General features: G+C 68.3%; 14 protein-coding genes, 1 rRNA gene and 1 pseudogene. 8 read left to right on the top strand and 8 right to left on the bottom strand.

Annotated features, from left to right (window positions below):
* Nucleotides 1-17 precede the first annotated feature (17 nt).
* From ACGFJ2_RS56120 to ACGFJ2_RS56110, 3 genes are read right to left on the bottom strand one after another with little or no spacing between them, the layout of a single operon-like run.
* Nucleotides 18-917, bottom strand: coding sequence for an NAD kinase (locus ACGFJ2_RS56120; protein WP_357958339.1), 900 nt, complete (start codon nucleotides 915-917; stop codon nucleotides 18-20).
* Nucleotides 914-1,726 (bottom strand): TlyA family RNA methyltransferase, encoded by an 813-nt coding sequence (locus tag ACGFJ2_RS56115; protein WP_357958337.1) that lies wholly within the window; start codon nucleotides 1,724-1,726, stop codon nucleotides 914-916. Before ACGFJ2_RS56115 ends, ACGFJ2_RS56120 begins: the two co-directional genes overlap by 4 nt.
* Nucleotides 1,723-1,929 (bottom strand): hypothetical protein, encoded by a 207-nt coding sequence (locus ACGFJ2_RS56110; protein ID WP_357958335.1) that lies wholly within the window; start codon nucleotides 1,927-1,929, stop codon nucleotides 1,723-1,725. The genes ACGFJ2_RS56115 and ACGFJ2_RS56110 overlap by 4 nt, the downstream gene beginning before the upstream one ends.
* Before the next feature lie 127 nt (nucleotides 1,930-2,056).
* On the opposite strand from ACGFJ2_RS56110, the gene ACGFJ2_RS56105 reads away from it, so the two are divergent.
* Entirely contained in the window at nucleotides 2,057-2,404 is a 348-nt protein-coding gene (locus ACGFJ2_RS56105; protein WP_357958333.1) for an SCP2 sterol-binding domain-containing protein, read from the top strand.
* Nucleotides 2,405-2,407: 3 nt separating this feature from the next.
* Here the strand turns inward: ACGFJ2_RS56105 and ACGFJ2_RS56100 are convergent, their stop codons facing one another.
* Nucleotides 2,408-3,379 carry an HAD-IIA family hydrolase gene (locus tag ACGFJ2_RS56100; protein ID WP_357958331.1) on the bottom strand — a complete coding sequence of 324 codons (972 nt, stop codon included), beginning with the start codon at nucleotides 3,377-3,379 and terminating at the stop codon, nucleotides 2,408-2,410.
* Nucleotides 3,380-3,898: 519 nt separating this feature from the next.
* On the opposite strand from ACGFJ2_RS56100, the gene ACGFJ2_RS56095 reads away from it, so the two are divergent.
* Complete coding sequence (locus ACGFJ2_RS56095) at nucleotides 3,899-4,489, top strand: plasmid pRiA4b ORF-3 family protein (protein WP_357958329.1); 591 nt, start codon at nucleotides 3,899-3,901, stop codon at nucleotides 4,487-4,489.
* 375 nt (nucleotides 4,490-4,864) lie between these two features.
* Here the strand turns inward: ACGFJ2_RS56095 and ACGFJ2_RS56090 are convergent, their stop codons facing one another.
* Nucleotides 4,865-5,287: a tetratricopeptide repeat protein gene (locus ACGFJ2_RS56090; RefSeq protein ID WP_357958326.1), complete on the bottom strand. Its 423-nt coding sequence runs from the start codon at nucleotides 5,285-5,287 to the stop codon at nucleotides 4,865-4,867.
* Between ACGFJ2_RS56090 and ACGFJ2_RS56085 the strand changes: the two are divergent.
* The 3 genes and pseudogenes from ACGFJ2_RS56085 to cpt form a co-directional block, all read left to right on the top strand.
* A pseudogene (locus ACGFJ2_RS56085) lies at nucleotides 5,286-5,594 on the top strand (DUF1015 family protein); the annotation flags it as partial. The gene ACGFJ2_RS56090 and the pseudogene ACGFJ2_RS56085 sit on opposite strands and share 2 nt — an antisense overlap.
* Before the next feature lie 246 nt (nucleotides 5,595-5,840).
* Nucleotides 5,841-7,697 (top strand): DUF1015 family protein, encoded by a 1,857-nt coding sequence (locus ACGFJ2_RS56080; RefSeq protein ID WP_393483292.1) that lies wholly within the window; start codon nucleotides 5,841-5,843, stop codon nucleotides 7,695-7,697.
* 583 nt (nucleotides 7,698-8,280) lie between these two features.
* On the top strand, nucleotides 8,281-8,817 hold the full coding sequence (gene cpt, locus ACGFJ2_RS56075; RefSeq protein WP_357958323.1) for a chloramphenicol phosphotransferase CPT: 537 nt from the start codon (nucleotides 8,281-8,283) through the stop codon (nucleotides 8,815-8,817).
* Nucleotides 8,818-9,374: 557 nt separating this feature from the next.
* Here cpt and ACGFJ2_RS56070 read toward each other — a convergent pair.
* Entirely contained in the window at nucleotides 9,375-9,920 is a 546-nt protein-coding gene (locus tag ACGFJ2_RS56070; RefSeq protein WP_357958322.1) for a single-stranded DNA-binding protein, read from the bottom strand.
* 108 nt (nucleotides 9,921-10,028) lie between these two features.
* Here ACGFJ2_RS56070 and ACGFJ2_RS56065 point away from each other — a divergent pair, with 108 nt between their 5' ends.
* Nucleotides 10,029-10,955: an MBL fold metallo-hydrolase gene (locus tag ACGFJ2_RS56065; RefSeq protein WP_393483124.1), complete on the top strand. Its 927-nt coding sequence runs from the start codon at nucleotides 10,029-10,031 to the stop codon at nucleotides 10,953-10,955.
* 70 nt (nucleotides 10,956-11,025) lie between these two features.
* Here ACGFJ2_RS56065 and ACGFJ2_RS56060 read toward each other — a convergent pair whose 3' ends face one another.
* Complete coding sequence (locus ACGFJ2_RS56060) at nucleotides 11,026-12,321, bottom strand: hypothetical protein (RefSeq protein WP_393483121.1); 1,296 nt, start codon at nucleotides 12,319-12,321, stop codon at nucleotides 11,026-11,028.
* Between ACGFJ2_RS56060 and ACGFJ2_RS56055 the strand changes: the two genes are divergently transcribed.
* Together ACGFJ2_RS56055 and ACGFJ2_RS56050 are read left to right on the top strand one after the other, a co-directional pair.
* Nucleotides 12,271-14,166: a hypothetical protein gene (locus tag ACGFJ2_RS56055; protein WP_393483118.1), complete on the top strand. Its 1,896-nt coding sequence runs from the start codon at nucleotides 12,271-12,273 to the stop codon at nucleotides 14,164-14,166. The two genes, ACGFJ2_RS56060 and ACGFJ2_RS56055, sit on opposite strands and share 51 nt — an antisense overlap.
* Before the next feature lie 238 nt (nucleotides 14,167-14,404).
* Nucleotides 14,405-15,073 carry a methyltransferase domain-containing protein gene (locus ACGFJ2_RS56050; protein WP_393483115.1) on the top strand — a complete coding sequence of 223 codons (669 nt, stop codon included), beginning with the start codon at nucleotides 14,405-14,407 and terminating at the stop codon, nucleotides 15,071-15,073.
* Nucleotides 15,074-15,310: 237 nt separating this feature from the next.
* Here ACGFJ2_RS56050 and rrf read toward each other — a convergent pair.
* Nucleotides 15,311-15,395 (bottom strand): 5S ribosomal RNA (gene rrf / locus ACGFJ2_RS56045); the annotation flags it as partial.

Raw genomic sequence — 15,395 nt, 5'->3', positions numbered from 1 at the left:
CTGCACCTGTAATTGAGTCAGGGACGCACCCTTCCGCGCCAGCCCTGGACGGGTAGTTCGAACTTGGCGACCAACCTGTCGGTGAAGGGGGCGCCGGTGCTCTCCACCCCGTGCAGCCGGGCCAGACGTACCGGCTGGGAGCCGCGGCGTACCTCCACCCGGCTGCCGGACGGCAGGTCGAAACGGCGCCGCCCGTCGCACCAGAGGACGCCACCGGGTGTGTCGGGCAGGATCTCGACGGCGAGCGTGGACCGCGGCGAGATCACCATCGGCCTGGCGAACAGCGCGTGCGCGCTGATCGGCACCATCAGCAGCGCCTCGACCTCCGGCCACACGACGGGACCCCCGGCGGAGAAGGCGTAGGCGGTCGAGCCAGTCGGGGTCGCGCAGATCACGCCGTCGCAGCCCCAGCGGGACAGCGGCCGCCCGTCGATCTCGGCGACCACCTCCAGCATGCGCTCGCCCTTCTCCACACTGGCCTCGTTGAGCGCCCACGTGTCGGCGAGCACCTGGCCGTTCTGCCTGGCCAGAATGTCGATCGTCATGCGTTCCTCGACGTCGTAGCGGCCCGCGACCACACTGTCGACCGCCGACTTCAGGTCGGCGACCTCGGCCTCGGCCAGGAAGCCGACGTGCCCGAGGTTGACGCCGAGCAGCGGGGTGCCGGTGGGCCTGGCCAGGTCGGCCGAGCGCAGCAGCGAGCCGTCGCCGCCGAGCACGATCAGCATCTCCGCGTCCTTGGCGGCACCGGAATCGCAGGGCACCACTTCGGCGCCGCGACAGCCGATGTCGTCGGCCTCCACATCGAGCACCCTGACCCGGATCCCGGCCGTGACCAGGCGGTCGATGACCAGGCGGGCGCTGTCGACCGCGGCCTCCCGCCCTGTGTGCACGGTGACCAGCACAGTACGGTTCATTGTGGCCCTTCCGCGACGGCCCGCTCGATCTCGGCCTCGAGGTCGGCGACCGGCGGCTCGCCCTCCCCCTTGCCCAGCCAGAGCAGATACTCCACATTTCCCGACGGACCTGGCAGCGGGCTCGCGGTCACGCCGCGCACCACCAGGCCGAGCTCGCGCGCCTTGGCCGCGGCCTGTCGCACCGCGCCCGCCCGCAACACCGGGTCTCGCACCACGCCACCGGCACCCACCAGGTCCTTGCCCACCTCGAACTGCGGCTTGACCAGCAGCACGAAGTCTGCCCGAGCGGCGGCCACCGAGGCCAGCGCGGGCAGCACCAGCCGCAGCGAGATGAACGACAGATCGCCTACGATCAGCGAAGGGGGCTCACCGACCAGATCCGGGGTGAGATCACGTACGTTGACGCGCTCCATCACGGTCACCCGCTCGTCGGTCCGCAACGACCAGGCGAGCTGCCCGTAACCGACGTCGACGGCCAGCACGCGTTCGGCGCCGTGCCGCAGCAGCACGTCGGTGAACCCGCCCGTGGACGCGCCCGCGTCGAGGCAGCGGCGGCCCCGGATCTCCAGCGCGCCGAACGCCTCGATCGCGCCGAGCAGCTTGTGCGCGCCGCGCGAGACGTAGTCGGGACCGTCGGCGGACTCGGCCACGACGATGGCCGAGGCGGTGTCGACCTGGGTCGCCGCCTTGCCCGCCCGCCGTCCGCCGACCGTGACCCGGCCGGCTTCGATGAGCTGGCCGGCCTGCTCACGCGACCTGGCCAGGCCGCGCCGCACCAGCTCGCTGTCCAGCCGGATGCGTCGGCTCACCGGTCGCCCGTCCGGCCGTCCACCTGGCCGTTCACTTGCCCATCCACCTGGCCGTCCACGGCCCCCAGCGCGGCCTCGAGCCCGGAGAACGCCTCGTCGAACACCGCGACGTGCTCACCCACCGGCCGCCCGGCCAGGTCACCGAGACCGGCGAGGACCGCGTCGACTCGCTCGTCGCCGGTCTCCTCCGGTACCTCACTCATGACAACGACCGTAACGCCTCATGCGAGCACCCGGCACCTTGGCAGGTGTGTCACACGTTGAAGGGTCACACGGGGGTGCCACTGATGTGGAACGCTACCGTCCTGAAATGGAAGAAAGGATCCCAACATGGCAAGCGTCGAGGAGTGCCGGGCGGCACTGGCCAAGCTCGTCGACCAGTTCGACGAGATCGGCGAGGAGGACCGGGCCAAGCACGTGGTCGAGCGTACGGTGAGCTGCCGGGTCTCCGACCTCGACTTGATCTTCTACGGCCGGCTGCATCCTGACGGGCTGGACCCGTTCAGTGAAGAGCCGCCCTCGAACGGCAGGTCGGCCGACGTGAAGCTGACGATCGTCAGCGACGACCTGATCGCCCTTGTGGACGGGGAGCTCGATCTGGCACGCGCGTTGCTCGGCGGCCGGGTACGGATCGACGCCAGCTTCGGCGACCTGCTCCGCCTACGCCGCCTCCTCTGACCCTCAGCCGATCCGATCCAGCACCGGTTTGACCGCGTCCTCCTCGGCCGGACTTTCGCCCGCATACGTCCAGGCCGCGTCACAGGCGGCCCTCAACCCGTCGATGCGGCTGCCGTCACCCTCCAGCGTGAGGACTCCGTCGGCCCACTGGGCCCGCCATCCCCCGCAGACGCCCTGCCGTACCTCCGGATAGGGTCGCAGCAGCGCGGACAGATCCTCGGCCACGTACGTCGGCCGCTGCTGAGGAGAAGCCGTGAGCACGTCGAGCGGCGTGGCGACCCCGGTGAGCACCAGCAGTCCGTCCACGCCCGCGTTGACGGCGCCCTCGATGTCGGTGTCGAGCCGGTCGCCCACCACGAGCGGCCGCTTCGCCTCCGTACGGATCATCGACTCCCGATGCAGCGGCGGATCCGGCTTGCCCGCGAACACCGGCTCCACCCCGGTCGCGGTGGCGATCACCCGCGCCATCGCCCCGTTGCCGGGCAGCTCACCCCGCCGCGTGGGCAGCGTGCTGTCCCTGTTGGCGGCCACGAACAACGCGCCCTGCCGGACGGCCAGCGCGCCTTCCGCCAGCAGCCCGTACGCGAGACCGAGCGCCATGCCCTGCACGACCGCGACCGGCGCGTCCGCCGCCGTGGTGACGGGCCTCAGCCCTTGATCCCGTACGGCCAACCGCAGTCCGGAACCGCCCACCACGAGCACCGGGGAGCCGGCCGGCACCCGCTCGGCCACCAGCCGGGCGGCGGCCTGGGCCGAGGTCACGACGTCTTCGGCCCTGGCGGAAAGGCCGAGCTCGCGCAGGTGCGCGGCGATGGCGGCGGGGGTGCGTGAGGCGTTGTTGGTGACGTACGCCAGCCGCGTATCCCTGCCCCGCGCCTCCTCCAGCGACTCGACCGCATGGGGAACCGCGTGGGCGCCCAGATAGACGACCCCGTCGAGGTCGAGCAGCAGGGTGTCATAACCGTCGATCAGCACTGCGCCTCTTCCCGTTGACTTGTCACGCCGCGTGAGACTTTAGCGTCGCGTCCGTACTCATCTGGAGAAGGGCTGACCCTGTCCACAGATCCCCCTTCGACTTCCCCCTTCGACCTCCCAGAACCCGCCGATCTGCCCGGCGACCTCAACCCCGCGACGCACGCGGCCAAGACCGAGGAGCGCTGCACGGCACGGATGGCCACGCAGGCGAACGGTGCCCACGAGGCACATGAGGCAGAGGTGCCATATGGGGCGAAGGCCGCGCATGGAGCGCTGCACGGATTCGGGCGGATAGCTGGATGCCACGAATCGGCCACCTGAAAGCAGCACGCCCGTAATGCCAGGTCCACTTTCCGCACACCGCACATGGATTTGATCTCGCACACCGACACCAATGACGGCACCCCATGCGACCGAACGAGCTAAATACCCCAAATATGCCATTTCAGAGCCGTCCACAAGCAGCCTAGTTAAGCCCACTACCCACGCCGAACCCAGCCGCGCGGCAGAATAATCGCTGTGACGAACACCCCCAGCGCGAAGCAGACGGTTCACACGATCAAGGTCACCTTGCGCGGTTCCCGACCACCGGTCTGGCGCCGGTTGGAGGTCGCCTCGGACAGTACGCTGCGGCACCTGCACGACGTCATCCAGGCGTCCTTCGGCTGGCAGAACTACCACATGTGGGTCTTCGACACCGCAACCGGCCGCTTCGGCGACACCGACCGCGAACTGGAGATCCGCAGCGCGGCCTCCACCCGGCTCGACCAGGTCGCTCCCCGGGCCAATGACCGACTCCGCTACACCTACGACTTCGGCGACGACTGGGAACACGACATCCTGGTCGAAGCCATCACCGACGCCGAACCCGGCACGGCCTATCCACGCTGCCTGACCGGACGCCGCGCGGGACCACCTGAGGACTCCGGTGGCGTCTGGGGCTACGAATATCTCCTCGAGATCCTCGCCGATCCCACCCACGACGAACACCAGGAGCGCCTGGAATGGCTCGGCCTCGATTCAGCCGACCAATTCAACCCCGCCAGCTTCGACGCCAACAAGATCAACGACGTACTCTCCGGCCTGGCGATCGTCCTCACCAAGGACTGACCACCCGCCATCTCCAACGAAATCGAACCACTCGCACGATCAACACGCAGCACCGATCACGGGGGCGGCGTCCCGCGTGCCGGACGGCTTCCTCCAACTCGCCGTTGATGCGAAGCACGTACGCGAAGTGCTGCCAATCCCTCAGCGATGGACGGTCGTAGGGCGAGGCTCCCGTGAGCTGCTGCCGGTGGTAGGAGACGGCGGCTCCGAATCGGCGGCCCGCAGCAGGACAACACCGTAGTCGAGCACCGAGGCGACCTGAACCGCGAGCCCATCATGCGGCTTGCCGCCCGCTCCAGGGCGCAGCCGATACGAACGCCGATCGCCACCGCTGCGGCCAACCGCCTATCTGGATAGTCCTATCTGGATAGGCGTCTACATCTCACGCCGAGCCCGCAGAGTGGCACGGACGCTCTTCAGCGCGGACACGTAGTGACGCTCATCCGGCCGCATGGCCACAGCGATCGCAAGGGGTTCCTGGGCCCCTTCAATGTCGCCCGTTCGCCACAGCGATAACCCAAGCCCGAAATAGGCGTAATCCTCAGTCGGATTGGCATCGACGATCTGGCGGAAGCTCGCCGCAGCCTCCGCGTACTGCCGCGAATTGAACTGCGCTCGCGCAAGAGCCTCCCTGATGCTGCGCGAATCGGGCTCCGCAGCAGCGGCACGCTCGAGCAGAGCGGCAGCAGCTGCCGGACTGCCCTCTTTCAAAAGCTTCACCCCGCGCTGATACCAGTCGTAAACGCCACCCCCTGGAGCCCCAGGGGATTCATCGTGCACGTTTCTACCTTGGACCATGCGTGAGGCCTCCTTCATCGGCCGACAGGGTTCCGTTGAATTCGCCGCGGAATCAGGAGCGTGGGGAGCTTGGGGGCGACTTTCGGAAGACCCGGACACTTATGGGAGCATGCCCGGTATGGGGAATCCTGAACTGCCAGCGCCTGATGGACTGCTCCTACGCCCCTTCCGCGGCGTCCGCTTCACGGTCGACGATCCCGCCAAGGTGACCTCCCCGCCGTACGACCTGATCGCTGAGGGTGATGTACGCGCCCTCCTGGATTCCCATCCCAACAACGTCGTCCGCCTCATCCTTCCCTGCTCATCGCCACCCCAGTCCCCCGAAGGACACCCACCCGCTCCCGACTCCCCCCAACACAGCGCGACACCTGGCGCCGCCACCCACCACAACAAGACCCCCACCAGTGCCGCCCCTCACCACAGCACGACGCCTGGCGCCACCTCCCACCACAGCACGACGCCCAGCGCCGCCTCCCACCACGCTGCCACCGCTGCGACGACAGCCGACGAACAACCCGCTGCCACAGCGGTGAGCCCCGCGCTGGACCCAGCGGTGAACACCCGTCCGAGCGCACCTGACGATCAGAGCGCACCCGACGCTGCCGTCACCATCCCCCAACCCCATGACTCCATCAGCACCCACGAGCACGGCGCCGGAATCGCAGCCGGCGATCACGACAGCGACACATCTCCGGCCCCGATAGGTCACCACCCCGCCGGAACACGCGCCAACCCAGCCGTCGGCCAATACGACACCCCGCCGGGAGAAACCGCCGAACAGCTCCACGACGACCACCCCGGCGGCAGGCGGCCTGATGACGAGCAGCCCGCTGACAGTGACAAGCAACTCGACGACATTCGACCCAGCGATGAGCCTCAGGGTGAGGCGCATGGGGATGCAGCGGTCCAGCCGTCTGCCGACACTCCCGAACACTCAGCGAACGAGCGCTATTGCGAAGCTCGCGACACCCTCCTCGCCTGGCTGGACGCGAAGGTGCTGGTCGCTGACGAGCAACCAGCTCTATATGTGTACGAACAGCACGGACCGGGCGTCCTACAGCGCGGCCTCATCGGGGATGTGGCCCTGGCGGACCCGGCTCGACGCATCATCCTCCCCCACGAGAACATCTTCCCCGGACCCGTCGCCGACCGGCTCGCCCTCATGAGCACTACCCAGGCCAACCTCGAACCCATTTTCCTCCTCTACGACGGCGGCCAAGGCACGGCAACCCTCCTGGTGGATCACGTGGCGTCGACACGCCCGCCTCTGGTGACTGCTGATACGCAGGACGGTCTCCGCCACCGCCTCTGGGCAATCACGGATCCGGCCGAGATCGACGCCGTCAACGCCGACCTCCGAAACCGCCAAGCCCTCATCGCCGACGGCCACCACAGGTACGCGACATACCGGGTCCTCCAACGCCAGGAGCACGCGGCCCGTGCCAGCCAGGTCCCCGCCTCCACCTCATGGCCTGCTCCCACAACACCGGCATCCACCACCCCACAGCCTCCGCTCACCTCGCCGCTGAACACACCGCACCTCAACGCGCCAGCAGAGCCAACACCCGCGCCACTCCACGGCGCTCAGCCTTCCGTCGCATCGGCCCAGCCGTCAGCGCCCCCTGCCACACCCGTTCGGCATTCAACGCCCGATGCCGCACCTCCTCAGGTTCCGGCAACCAACCCGACACCAGCTCAGGGCCCAGCAAGCCATACCAAACCAAGCCCAGCAACCAGCACCGAACCAGGCCAGGTGCCAGGACCCGCCACCGCATCAGTGTCTGGCGTCCAGCAGCCCACGGGGCAGCACGCGCGTGGCGGCGAGCAGGGACAGTCCACCTTTGGTCCATGGGACTTCGGGCTGGCGTTGCTCGTCGATTCGACCGCGTACCCGCCCGATCTCAAGGCCATTCACCGCGTCATCCCCGGCCTGCCCCTGACCGAGGCGGCGGCCAAGGCCAAGGGGTCATGGCGGGTCCACGATCATGCCACCCTCGACCAGGGCCTGGCCGCGCTCCAGGCGGCAGGGGAGCCCGCATTTCTGCTCGCCGGCGAAGGAGGCTGCCACCTGCTCACCAACCCTGATCCGGTCCAGCTCGCCCGTGCCATGCCTGCGGACCGCTCCGATCTGTGGAACTCGCTGAACATCTCCATCCTCAGTGAGTTCGTCCTGCCCAAGGTGTGGGGCATGCAGGACGATCAGCAGGCCGTACGGATCGTGCATCATGACCCGGAGGCCGCCCTGCAGCTGGCTCTCGATACGGGCGGCACCGCCGTGATTCTGAAGCCGCTAGCCGTCGACGACGTGCTGGCCATCGCGGCGGGGGGCGAGCGCGTGCCTCGCAAATCAACCTCCTTCGGCCCTAAGCCCATTACGGGCCTCGTCCTCCGTACCTTCGCCACCGGCTGAGGCGACTCGGGCCACCGCCGGCACCTTCGCCACCGGCTGAGGCGAGTCGGGCCACCGCCGATCGCGAGCTGGCCGCGCTCGCGTCCCTCCTGCCCGCTCCGGAGGGCACGAGCGAGGACGGGCTGAAGCGGGCCTTCGGCAGCCTGCTGACCGACAATCCCGCGCCGTTCCGCAAGGACGAATGCCGCCGGCTGGAGCAGCGCTGGCAGCTCGACGACGGCGGCCTGGACGGCTCCATCACCGCATACCACGACGAAGTCCCGCAGAGCGGTGTGGTTTCTCCCCCGCTCAGCCCTGTTCGCCCACGTAGGAAACGCACAGCGAGATCGTTGATCCACCACTGGATGGGACACCACTCAGCACTGTAAAGAGCCCCTCTGAGCGCAGGCTGTAAGTACGAGAATGGCGTAGCGACCAGAGCAGTCACCGCTCAACTGCTCCGTCCTCGTGTACCGCTGCTGATCGGCGACGCAACGGCCCGGCCGGCGCAGTGACCGGAAACGTTCACCGGGTCGCAGCGGCAGGGCAGCGTCGGCCGAAAATCGTTTCACTTCCTTGAGGCGGCGCCCCTACTGTGTACGCCGTGACAACGCAGGTGATCGTGCTCAATGGCGGATCCAGCGCGGGCAAGTCCTCGATCGTCCGGAGCCTGCAGGCTGTACTGCCGCAGCCCTGGCTTGCCATCGGAGGTGTCGACTCGATGATCGAGGCGATGCCCGAATCCATGATGACATCGGACACGGGACTCAAGATCGCCTCCGACGGAGCTGTGACCGTCGGGCCGGAGTTCCTGCAACTGCAGACGGCGTGGCGGGAGGGGATCGCCATGATGGCCCGTGCCGGAGCCCGGGTCATCATCGATGATGTCCTTCTCGGGGGAGGGGACTCCCAGCAGCAGTGGCAGAGAGTTCTCGGCGGGCTCGACGTCCTGTGGGTCGGCGTCAGGTGTGACAGCGCGGTCGCCGCCGACCGCGAGCGGGCTCGGGGAGACCGCATCCCGGGCATGGCCGTGGCCCAGGCGGAGGCGGTACACGACGGTGTGGTCTATGACCTGGAGGTGGACACCACGCGTACCGAGTCGCTGGTGTGCGCGAAGACCATCGCCGGTTACATATCGTAAGCCGATGAACGTTTCCGGCCACCGCGGTAGACGATCAATAGCGATACCGACCTCCTGAGTCGTGCCGCACCACGACCTAACTGCACCGATCTGGACGCTTGTGTCCCCGCCGAGCGGTGGATCAACGATCTAATGGGCCTGAGCGCATAAGCCCAGGAGATACGCCTTCGATGGGCCGTCATCTTCTGGACCAGCGACGGCGGTTACCCGCAAGATGACGGCCCATCAAGTGGTGGACTTTCGTCCCCAGCCGAAGATCCATGGCGTCCTCACGAGCGTAGGCGGTTGCCGCGATGACGTCCCGCTGAGTGGTGGATCCACGATCTGGCTGTATGGCTTCTACCAGGGCGAATAGGGCCGAGTGGCTAAGGCAACTACACCAGTCTGCGGGATGTCAACAGCCCACGGGTGGCGAGCAGTGCGACTACCTGTAGGAACGGTGCGGCTCGGCGCGCTCCCCTGTCACGACCCCCGGCCCCGGACCCCGCTGTCGATCGTCCGGCGATCGGCAGGCGACCGCCGGACAATTCCACGAGGTGCCACGCCCGAATAGCGAGCTAGCCGGTCGGGGCCAGGTCCGGGGCTGGGCGTGGCGAGGGGATGGACGGGAGGATGTCGCGCTTGTCCTGGATCATCGCGTTTCCGGATGGCTTTGGGGTTGGCGGAGGGGCCGGGCCTCGTCGGCACTCCTGAGCGTCCGGCGGTTCCGGGTCGTTGCCGAGCCGTCGGCTCTGTGCGAGTGGGAAAGGCTTTCGGCGCGGTCGTGAGGGCCTCGGCTGGTCAGCTGGGTCAGGTGGGGCTGCCTTCGCCATCGTGACCTCGACTTCGTAGCGCCAGATCTTGGCGGCGGTCGGGCCGTAGACGTGGCAGCGGAAAGCGCCCTTGATCTCCATGGTGTCGCGGGGTCTGAGGTTGCGGACGAAGGCGGCCGCCTCGGGATCGAAGGTCGCGCATGGCACGCTGTCCGTCATCGTCTGGCCGCGTCTGTTTTCCGGGCGGCGCACGATCAGGCGCCATTTCGTGAGGATGTCGCCGCTCGGCAGGGGCTTTTCCTCTGGCGTCGCGGACAGCCTTCCCACCAGTACGACCTCGTTGCGGTCCACTGTCGTCCTCCCATCGGGGTTCTGGTGAGATCACTCTTTACGATGAGGGGTACGCCGGATCGGCTCGAACGCCATTCTGGGGATAACGGCAGCGGATCAGGAGTGACTGTGGACAACATCACCGCCCTGGGCGGCGACGTCTATGAGATCGATACGAAGATGGCCGGCTATTCGGGCATCACGGCTGGATACCTGATCCTGGGTGACCGCCCATGTCTGGTCGAGACCGGCACCTCGACCTCGGCGCCCGTGGTCCGTGACGCACTCGCCTCGCTCGGCGTGGGCCCTGAGGACCTTGCCACGGTCGTGGTCACGCACATCCATCTCGATCATGCCGGCGGCGCTGGGGACATGGCGAGGTACTTCCCGTCCGCCCAGATCGTGGTGCATGAGAAGGGGGCCAGGCACCTGGCCGATCCGTCCAGATTGATGGCCAGCGCGAGGATGGTGTGGGGTGACCGCCTTGACACGCTATTTGGTGAACTATCGCCCACCGAGGCCGACCGCATCGTTGCGCTCGGCGACACCGGATCCATCGACCTGGGCAACGGAAGGACGCTGAACAGCCACTACTCCCCCGGTCATGCCAAGCACCATGTGGGTCTCATCGATTCCGCCACTGGCGATCTGTACGTAGGTGACGCCGCCGGCGTGTACCTGCCTCAGACCGGGGACCTGCGCCCGGCCACCCCGCCTCCGGACTTCGACCTGGAGACGGCGCTCAACTCGATCTCGCTGTTCAAGTCACTCGGCCCGCAGCGGCTGCTGTTCAGCCACTACGGACCGGTCGGCGCCGTACAGGAGACGCTCGAACGCTCCGCGGAGGAACTTCGCGTCTGGGTCGATCTCACCCGCCAGGTACACACGGAGGGCCTCGACCTCGACCACGCCATCGCCATGGTCAGGGACCGGACCATGGAGCGGTACCAAGCGCTCAAGACGGACGATGACACGGCGGAGCAGTTCGAGCTCCTGAGTGGCGCTCCGTCTAACGTCGCGGGCATCTACCACTGGCTCGACCGCGTCTCGCCCTGACTTCTGGTACGCGAAGTGCCGTACCAGAACTCCGCCGTACACCGTGGAAGGTGTACGGCGGAGCAGGACGTCAGTCTTCGCGCTGGGAGTCGCGCTTGGCGGCGTCCTCGGCTGGTTCGTCGGGCTGGTCCAGGATGTCGCCGAAGTTGGGCTCGATGAACGCCGGAGTGATGCCTAGCGCCATCGGGGTCTCAATCGCAGAGGCCTTGGACTCCGGGACGCTCGACTCTGCCGTGCCGGACTCGTCGTCCAGCAGCTCATCGGGCTCGGCATCCTTCGAGGCGTCCTTCCAAGCGTCCTTTGAGGCGCCCTTCGGGACGTCCTTCGAGGCGTTCGCCGAACCGTCCCGGAGCTCGCCGGACTCGGCGGCCTCCAGCTCGGAAGCGGATTTCACCTGCTCAGGAGCGGATTCCGCCTCGGCGGCAGGCCCGTCCTGCGCGTCGTCGGCGTCCTCCCGGTCAGCAGAGCCGTTCTGCTCGTCGTCGGCGTCCTCCCGGTCGGCAGGGCCGTCCTGCTCACGGATGGCGCCCTGCCGGTCCTCCGCGCCGTCCTGCTCATCATCGGCATCCTGCCGACCGAGCGGCTCATCCTCCTGGTCCTCCGGCTCGGCTTCCGCAGACTGATCGTCGGTGGGCTCGGAGTCGTCGAGAAGGTCGTCTGCCTCAGCCAGGGCCGCGTCCTCGTCGACGTCCTCGTCCAGCTCGATCATGGCGTCGGCCTGGCCGGCCGTACCCGCGTCGTCGGAGTCGTCCTCGTAGTCATCGACGTCCTCGTCGTCGAAGTCCTCTTCGACGTCCTCGATGACGGCACCCGTCAGCTCGGCGTACCGTTCGGCGGCGTCCGTCTCGCCGTCCTCGTCGAAGGCCATCGCCTTGGCGAACCAATCGGTCGCGGCCTCCTGATGACCCGCGTCGGCCAGCGCGTCGGCGTACGCGAACGCGAGACGAGCCGACCAGGGCTTCGCCTGCGGATCGCGCAGCTCGGGCAGACGTTGCAGGGTGATGACGGCGGCGTCGTTCTGGCCCAGGTCGCGGCGGGCGCCCGACTCCACGATGGACAGCTCGATGCGTCCCGCCCTGTCGAGGCGTTCGGCTTCGGGCGAACGGACCAGGTCGAGGGCGCGTTCCGGACGGCCGAGGCCGCGTTCGCAGTCGGCCATGACCGCGAGGTACGCGTCCGAACCGGTCATCCGCCTCGCCGCGCGCAGGTCGCTGAGGGCCTCGGAGAAGTGCCCAGCCCGGTAGGCGACGATTCCCGCCGCCTCACGTACGACACCGATGCGGGCCGCGAACCGGCGGGCCACCTTGGTGTGCTCGTGAGCCTGATCGGGGTCGTCCTCCTCCAGCGCACGCTCGGCGGCGACCATGTGCCTGCCCACCAGCTCGGCGAGGTCGCCGGGGAGGGAGCGCAGCTCGTCGCGTACCTCCTTGTCGAGCTCTTCGGCGGTGATGTCGGGCGCGACCTCGGGCAGCGGCTCGCGCTTCGGAGCGTCGTCCTCGGTACGGCCGAACCTGGCACGAGTGCCGCTGGACGCCCGGTCATCACGGGAGTCGCGCGAGAACGGGCGGGAACGGTCATCGCCACGCGGGCCCCGGTCGTCGCGGTAACCACCCTCGCGGGGACCCCGATCGTCACGGGAGCCACCCTCGCGGCGCGGGCCGCCGTAACCGCCCTCGCGGCGAGGGCCACGGTCGTCACGATCCTGGAAGGAACGACGATCGTCGCCACCCTCAGAACGCTCACGGAACCCCCCCGGCCGATGATCGTCACGGTCGCGGAAGCCACCCTCGCGCCGGGGACCCCGATCGTCACGGAAGCCACCCTCGCGGCGCGGACCACCGTAACCGCCCTCACGGCGCGGACCGCCACCGTAACCGCCCTCACGACGAGGGCCGCGGTCGTCACGATCCCGGTACGAACGACGATCGTCGCCACCCCCAGGGCGCGAACCGCGGTCGTCGCGGAACCCACCTTCACGGGGCGGACCGCCGTAACCACCCTCGCGACGGGGGCCACGGTCGTCGCGGTCCCGGAACGGACGGCGGTCGTCGCCGCCACGCGGACCCCGGTCAAAGCCGCCCTCACGGCGGGGACCTCGGTCACCGCCGCCCTCGGGGCGCGGACCCCGGTCGCTGCGGAACCCACCCGGGCGCTGGTCATCACGGTCACGGAAACCACGACGATCCCCACCGCCGTCACGGTCGCGGAAGCCGCCCTCGCGACGGGGGCCGCTGTAACCGCCCTCACGACGCGGACCGGCGTAACCACCCTCGCGACGAGGGCCGCGGTCATCACGGTCCCGGAAGCCACTCTCACGGCGCGGGCCGCCGTATCCACCTTCGCGACGCGGACCCCGGTCGCCGCCGCGGTAACCGCCCTCGCCACGCGGGCCACGGTCACCACCGAACCCGCCCTCACGGCGCGGCCCGCCGCCGTAACCGCCTTCACGGCGAGGACCAGCGTAACCACCCTCACGACGGGGGCCACGGTCATCGCCGGAGCCGGCGTCACGACGCGGGCCACGGTCGTCACGGTCACGGAAGGGACGTCGGTCATCGCCACCGCGCCCGCCCCGGTCATCACGGAAGCCACCCTCTCGGCGCGGGCCACCGTATCCACCTTCGCGACGCGGACCGCGGTCGCCGCCGCGGTAACCGCCCTCGCCACGCGGGCCACGGTCACCACCGAATCCGCCTTCACGGCGCGGACCGCCGTAACCGCCCTCGCGGCGGGGGCCACGGTCTCCGCTGAATCCGCCCTCGCGGCCCGGACCGCCGTAACCACCTTCGCGGCGAGGGCCGCGGTCACTACCGAACCCGCCTTCGCGACGAGGTCCCCGGTCATCGCCGGAGGCACCCTCACGACGCGGGCCGCGATATCCTCCGCCGTCGCGCCCGGTGCCCCGGTCGCCGCGCCCCTGGTATCCGGAACGCTCGCCGTATCCGCGATCCTGCGACGCCCCTCGGTCGCTACCGTCGCGTCGTGGCCCTCGGTCGCCGGAGCGCGGCCTGTCGTCAGAACGGAACGGACGGTCGCCCCTGGAGTCGCGCTGGTCGCGCCCGCGGGAGCCATACCCGCCGCTCCTGTCGCCGCCCTGGGGACGCTTGTCTCCGCCGTCGCCCCGTTCGCGCTGTCCGCCGTCCGATCCGTTATCACTGTTCACTTCTGGTCCATTTCGTTGGCTCACTCAGCAGACCCGTGCGTCACATGACGGTCCGCCGTGGCAGGTCGCCGCCCGATTTTCGGGCCTTACGCGACGAAGGCCACCCGCGGTGGGATGGCCCGGTACCACCAGCCTAGCAAGCCGCAGCATGTCACCGAGCCTGGCCCGGCCCGCATATTCGGCCGCGGTGATGGACCGCTTCGGGAAAACTGCTCGACATGTCACTCCGCTTCCATGAGATCGCCGAGGCCCAGCACCGCATTCTGAACCCATCACTGACGAAAAATTGCAACTCCTCGGCGAAATCTGCCGCATCACACCAGGCGCGCGCCACCTGGATCTCGCCTGTGGCAAGGGGGAAATGCTCACCCAATGGGCCGCCCGTTACGGCTCGTACGGGGTAGGCGTGGAGATCAGCAAGGTCTTTCTCACCGCCGCCAGAGATCGCGCGGACGAGCTCGATGTGACCGGCCAGGTACGCTTCATCGAGGCGGACGCCGGGACCTATGAGGACGAGCCGCACTCGTACGACATCGTCTCGTGCATAGGCGCCGCGTGGATCGGCGACGGCCTCGCCGGCACCCTCACCCTCATACGCCGCCTGCTCCGCCCCGGCGGACTCGCCCTGGTCGGTGACTGCTACTGGATCAGCCCGCCACCGCCCGAAGCCTGTGCATCGCTCCAAGTGCCGAAAGATTCTTTCGCTTCGCTGTCCGGTACGGCCAAGCTCATCGAAGACGCCGGCTACGAGTTGGTGGAAATGATCCTGGCGAACCACGACACCTGGGACAGGTACGTCGCCGCTCAATGGTGGACACTGAGCGAATGGCTACGCGAAAATCCGGACGACCCCGATGCGTCGGCCTTGCGGCAATTCTTGGACCATGCACGCGACTCTTATCTCGAGTACGGCAGGGACTACATCGGCTGGGGCGTCTTCGTTCTCCGCGGGTAAGCCGTTGATTGTACGATCCGGCGCCTGCGGCTGCTCGGCGGTGCGGTCGGCTACGTCCTGAATCGGCCACACCGCGGTTCAGGGCTGCAATCCGAAGCTTGTACATTTCCTGGCCGCAAACAGGCCACTCCCGTAGAGCAGAGCCCACCGCTGCTTGTGCCCGACCTATTGCGCCTGACCCGCAACGCAGAAAGGGCCCCACGCGTGTGCGTGGAGCCCTTTCTGCAATCAAAGATTGTCCGGCGGTGACCTACTCTCCCACACCCTCCCGAGTGCAGTACCATCGGCGCTGGGAAGCTTAACTTCCGGGTTCGGAATGTAA

It is taken from the genome of Nonomuraea sp. NPDC049028 (assembly GCF_043197735.1).
In the GTDB taxonomy this organism is placed as follows: domain Bacteria; phylum Actinomycetota; class Actinomycetes; order Streptosporangiales; family Streptosporangiaceae; genus Nonomuraea.
The sequence above is the reverse complement of the archived record's forward strand: the minus strand, read 5'-3'. Positions and strand labels throughout refer to the sequence as shown.

Bases quoted from the DNA above. Each gene is read 5' to 3' on its own strand.
- ACGFJ2_RS56105 (WP_357958333.1), top strand. From the start codon at position 2,057: ATGGCAAGCGTCGAGGAGTGCCGGGCGGCACTGGCCAAGCTCGTCGAC.
- ACGFJ2_RS56090 (WP_357958326.1), bottom strand. From the start codon at position 5,287: ATGGTCCAAGGTAGAAACGTGCACGATGAATCCCCTGGGGCTCCAGGG.
- ACGFJ2_RS56120 (WP_357958339.1), bottom strand. From the start codon at position 917: ATGAACCGTACTGTGCTGGTCACCGTGCACACAGGGCGGGAGGCCGCG.
- ACGFJ2_RS56060 (WP_393483121.1), bottom strand. From the start codon at position 12,321: ATGGTCGCCGCCGAGCGTGCGCTGGAGGAGGACGACCCCGATCAGGCT.
- ACGFJ2_RS56110 (WP_357958335.1), bottom strand. From the start codon at position 1,929: ATGAGTGAGGTACCGGAGGAGACCGGCGACGAGCGAGTCGACGCGGTC.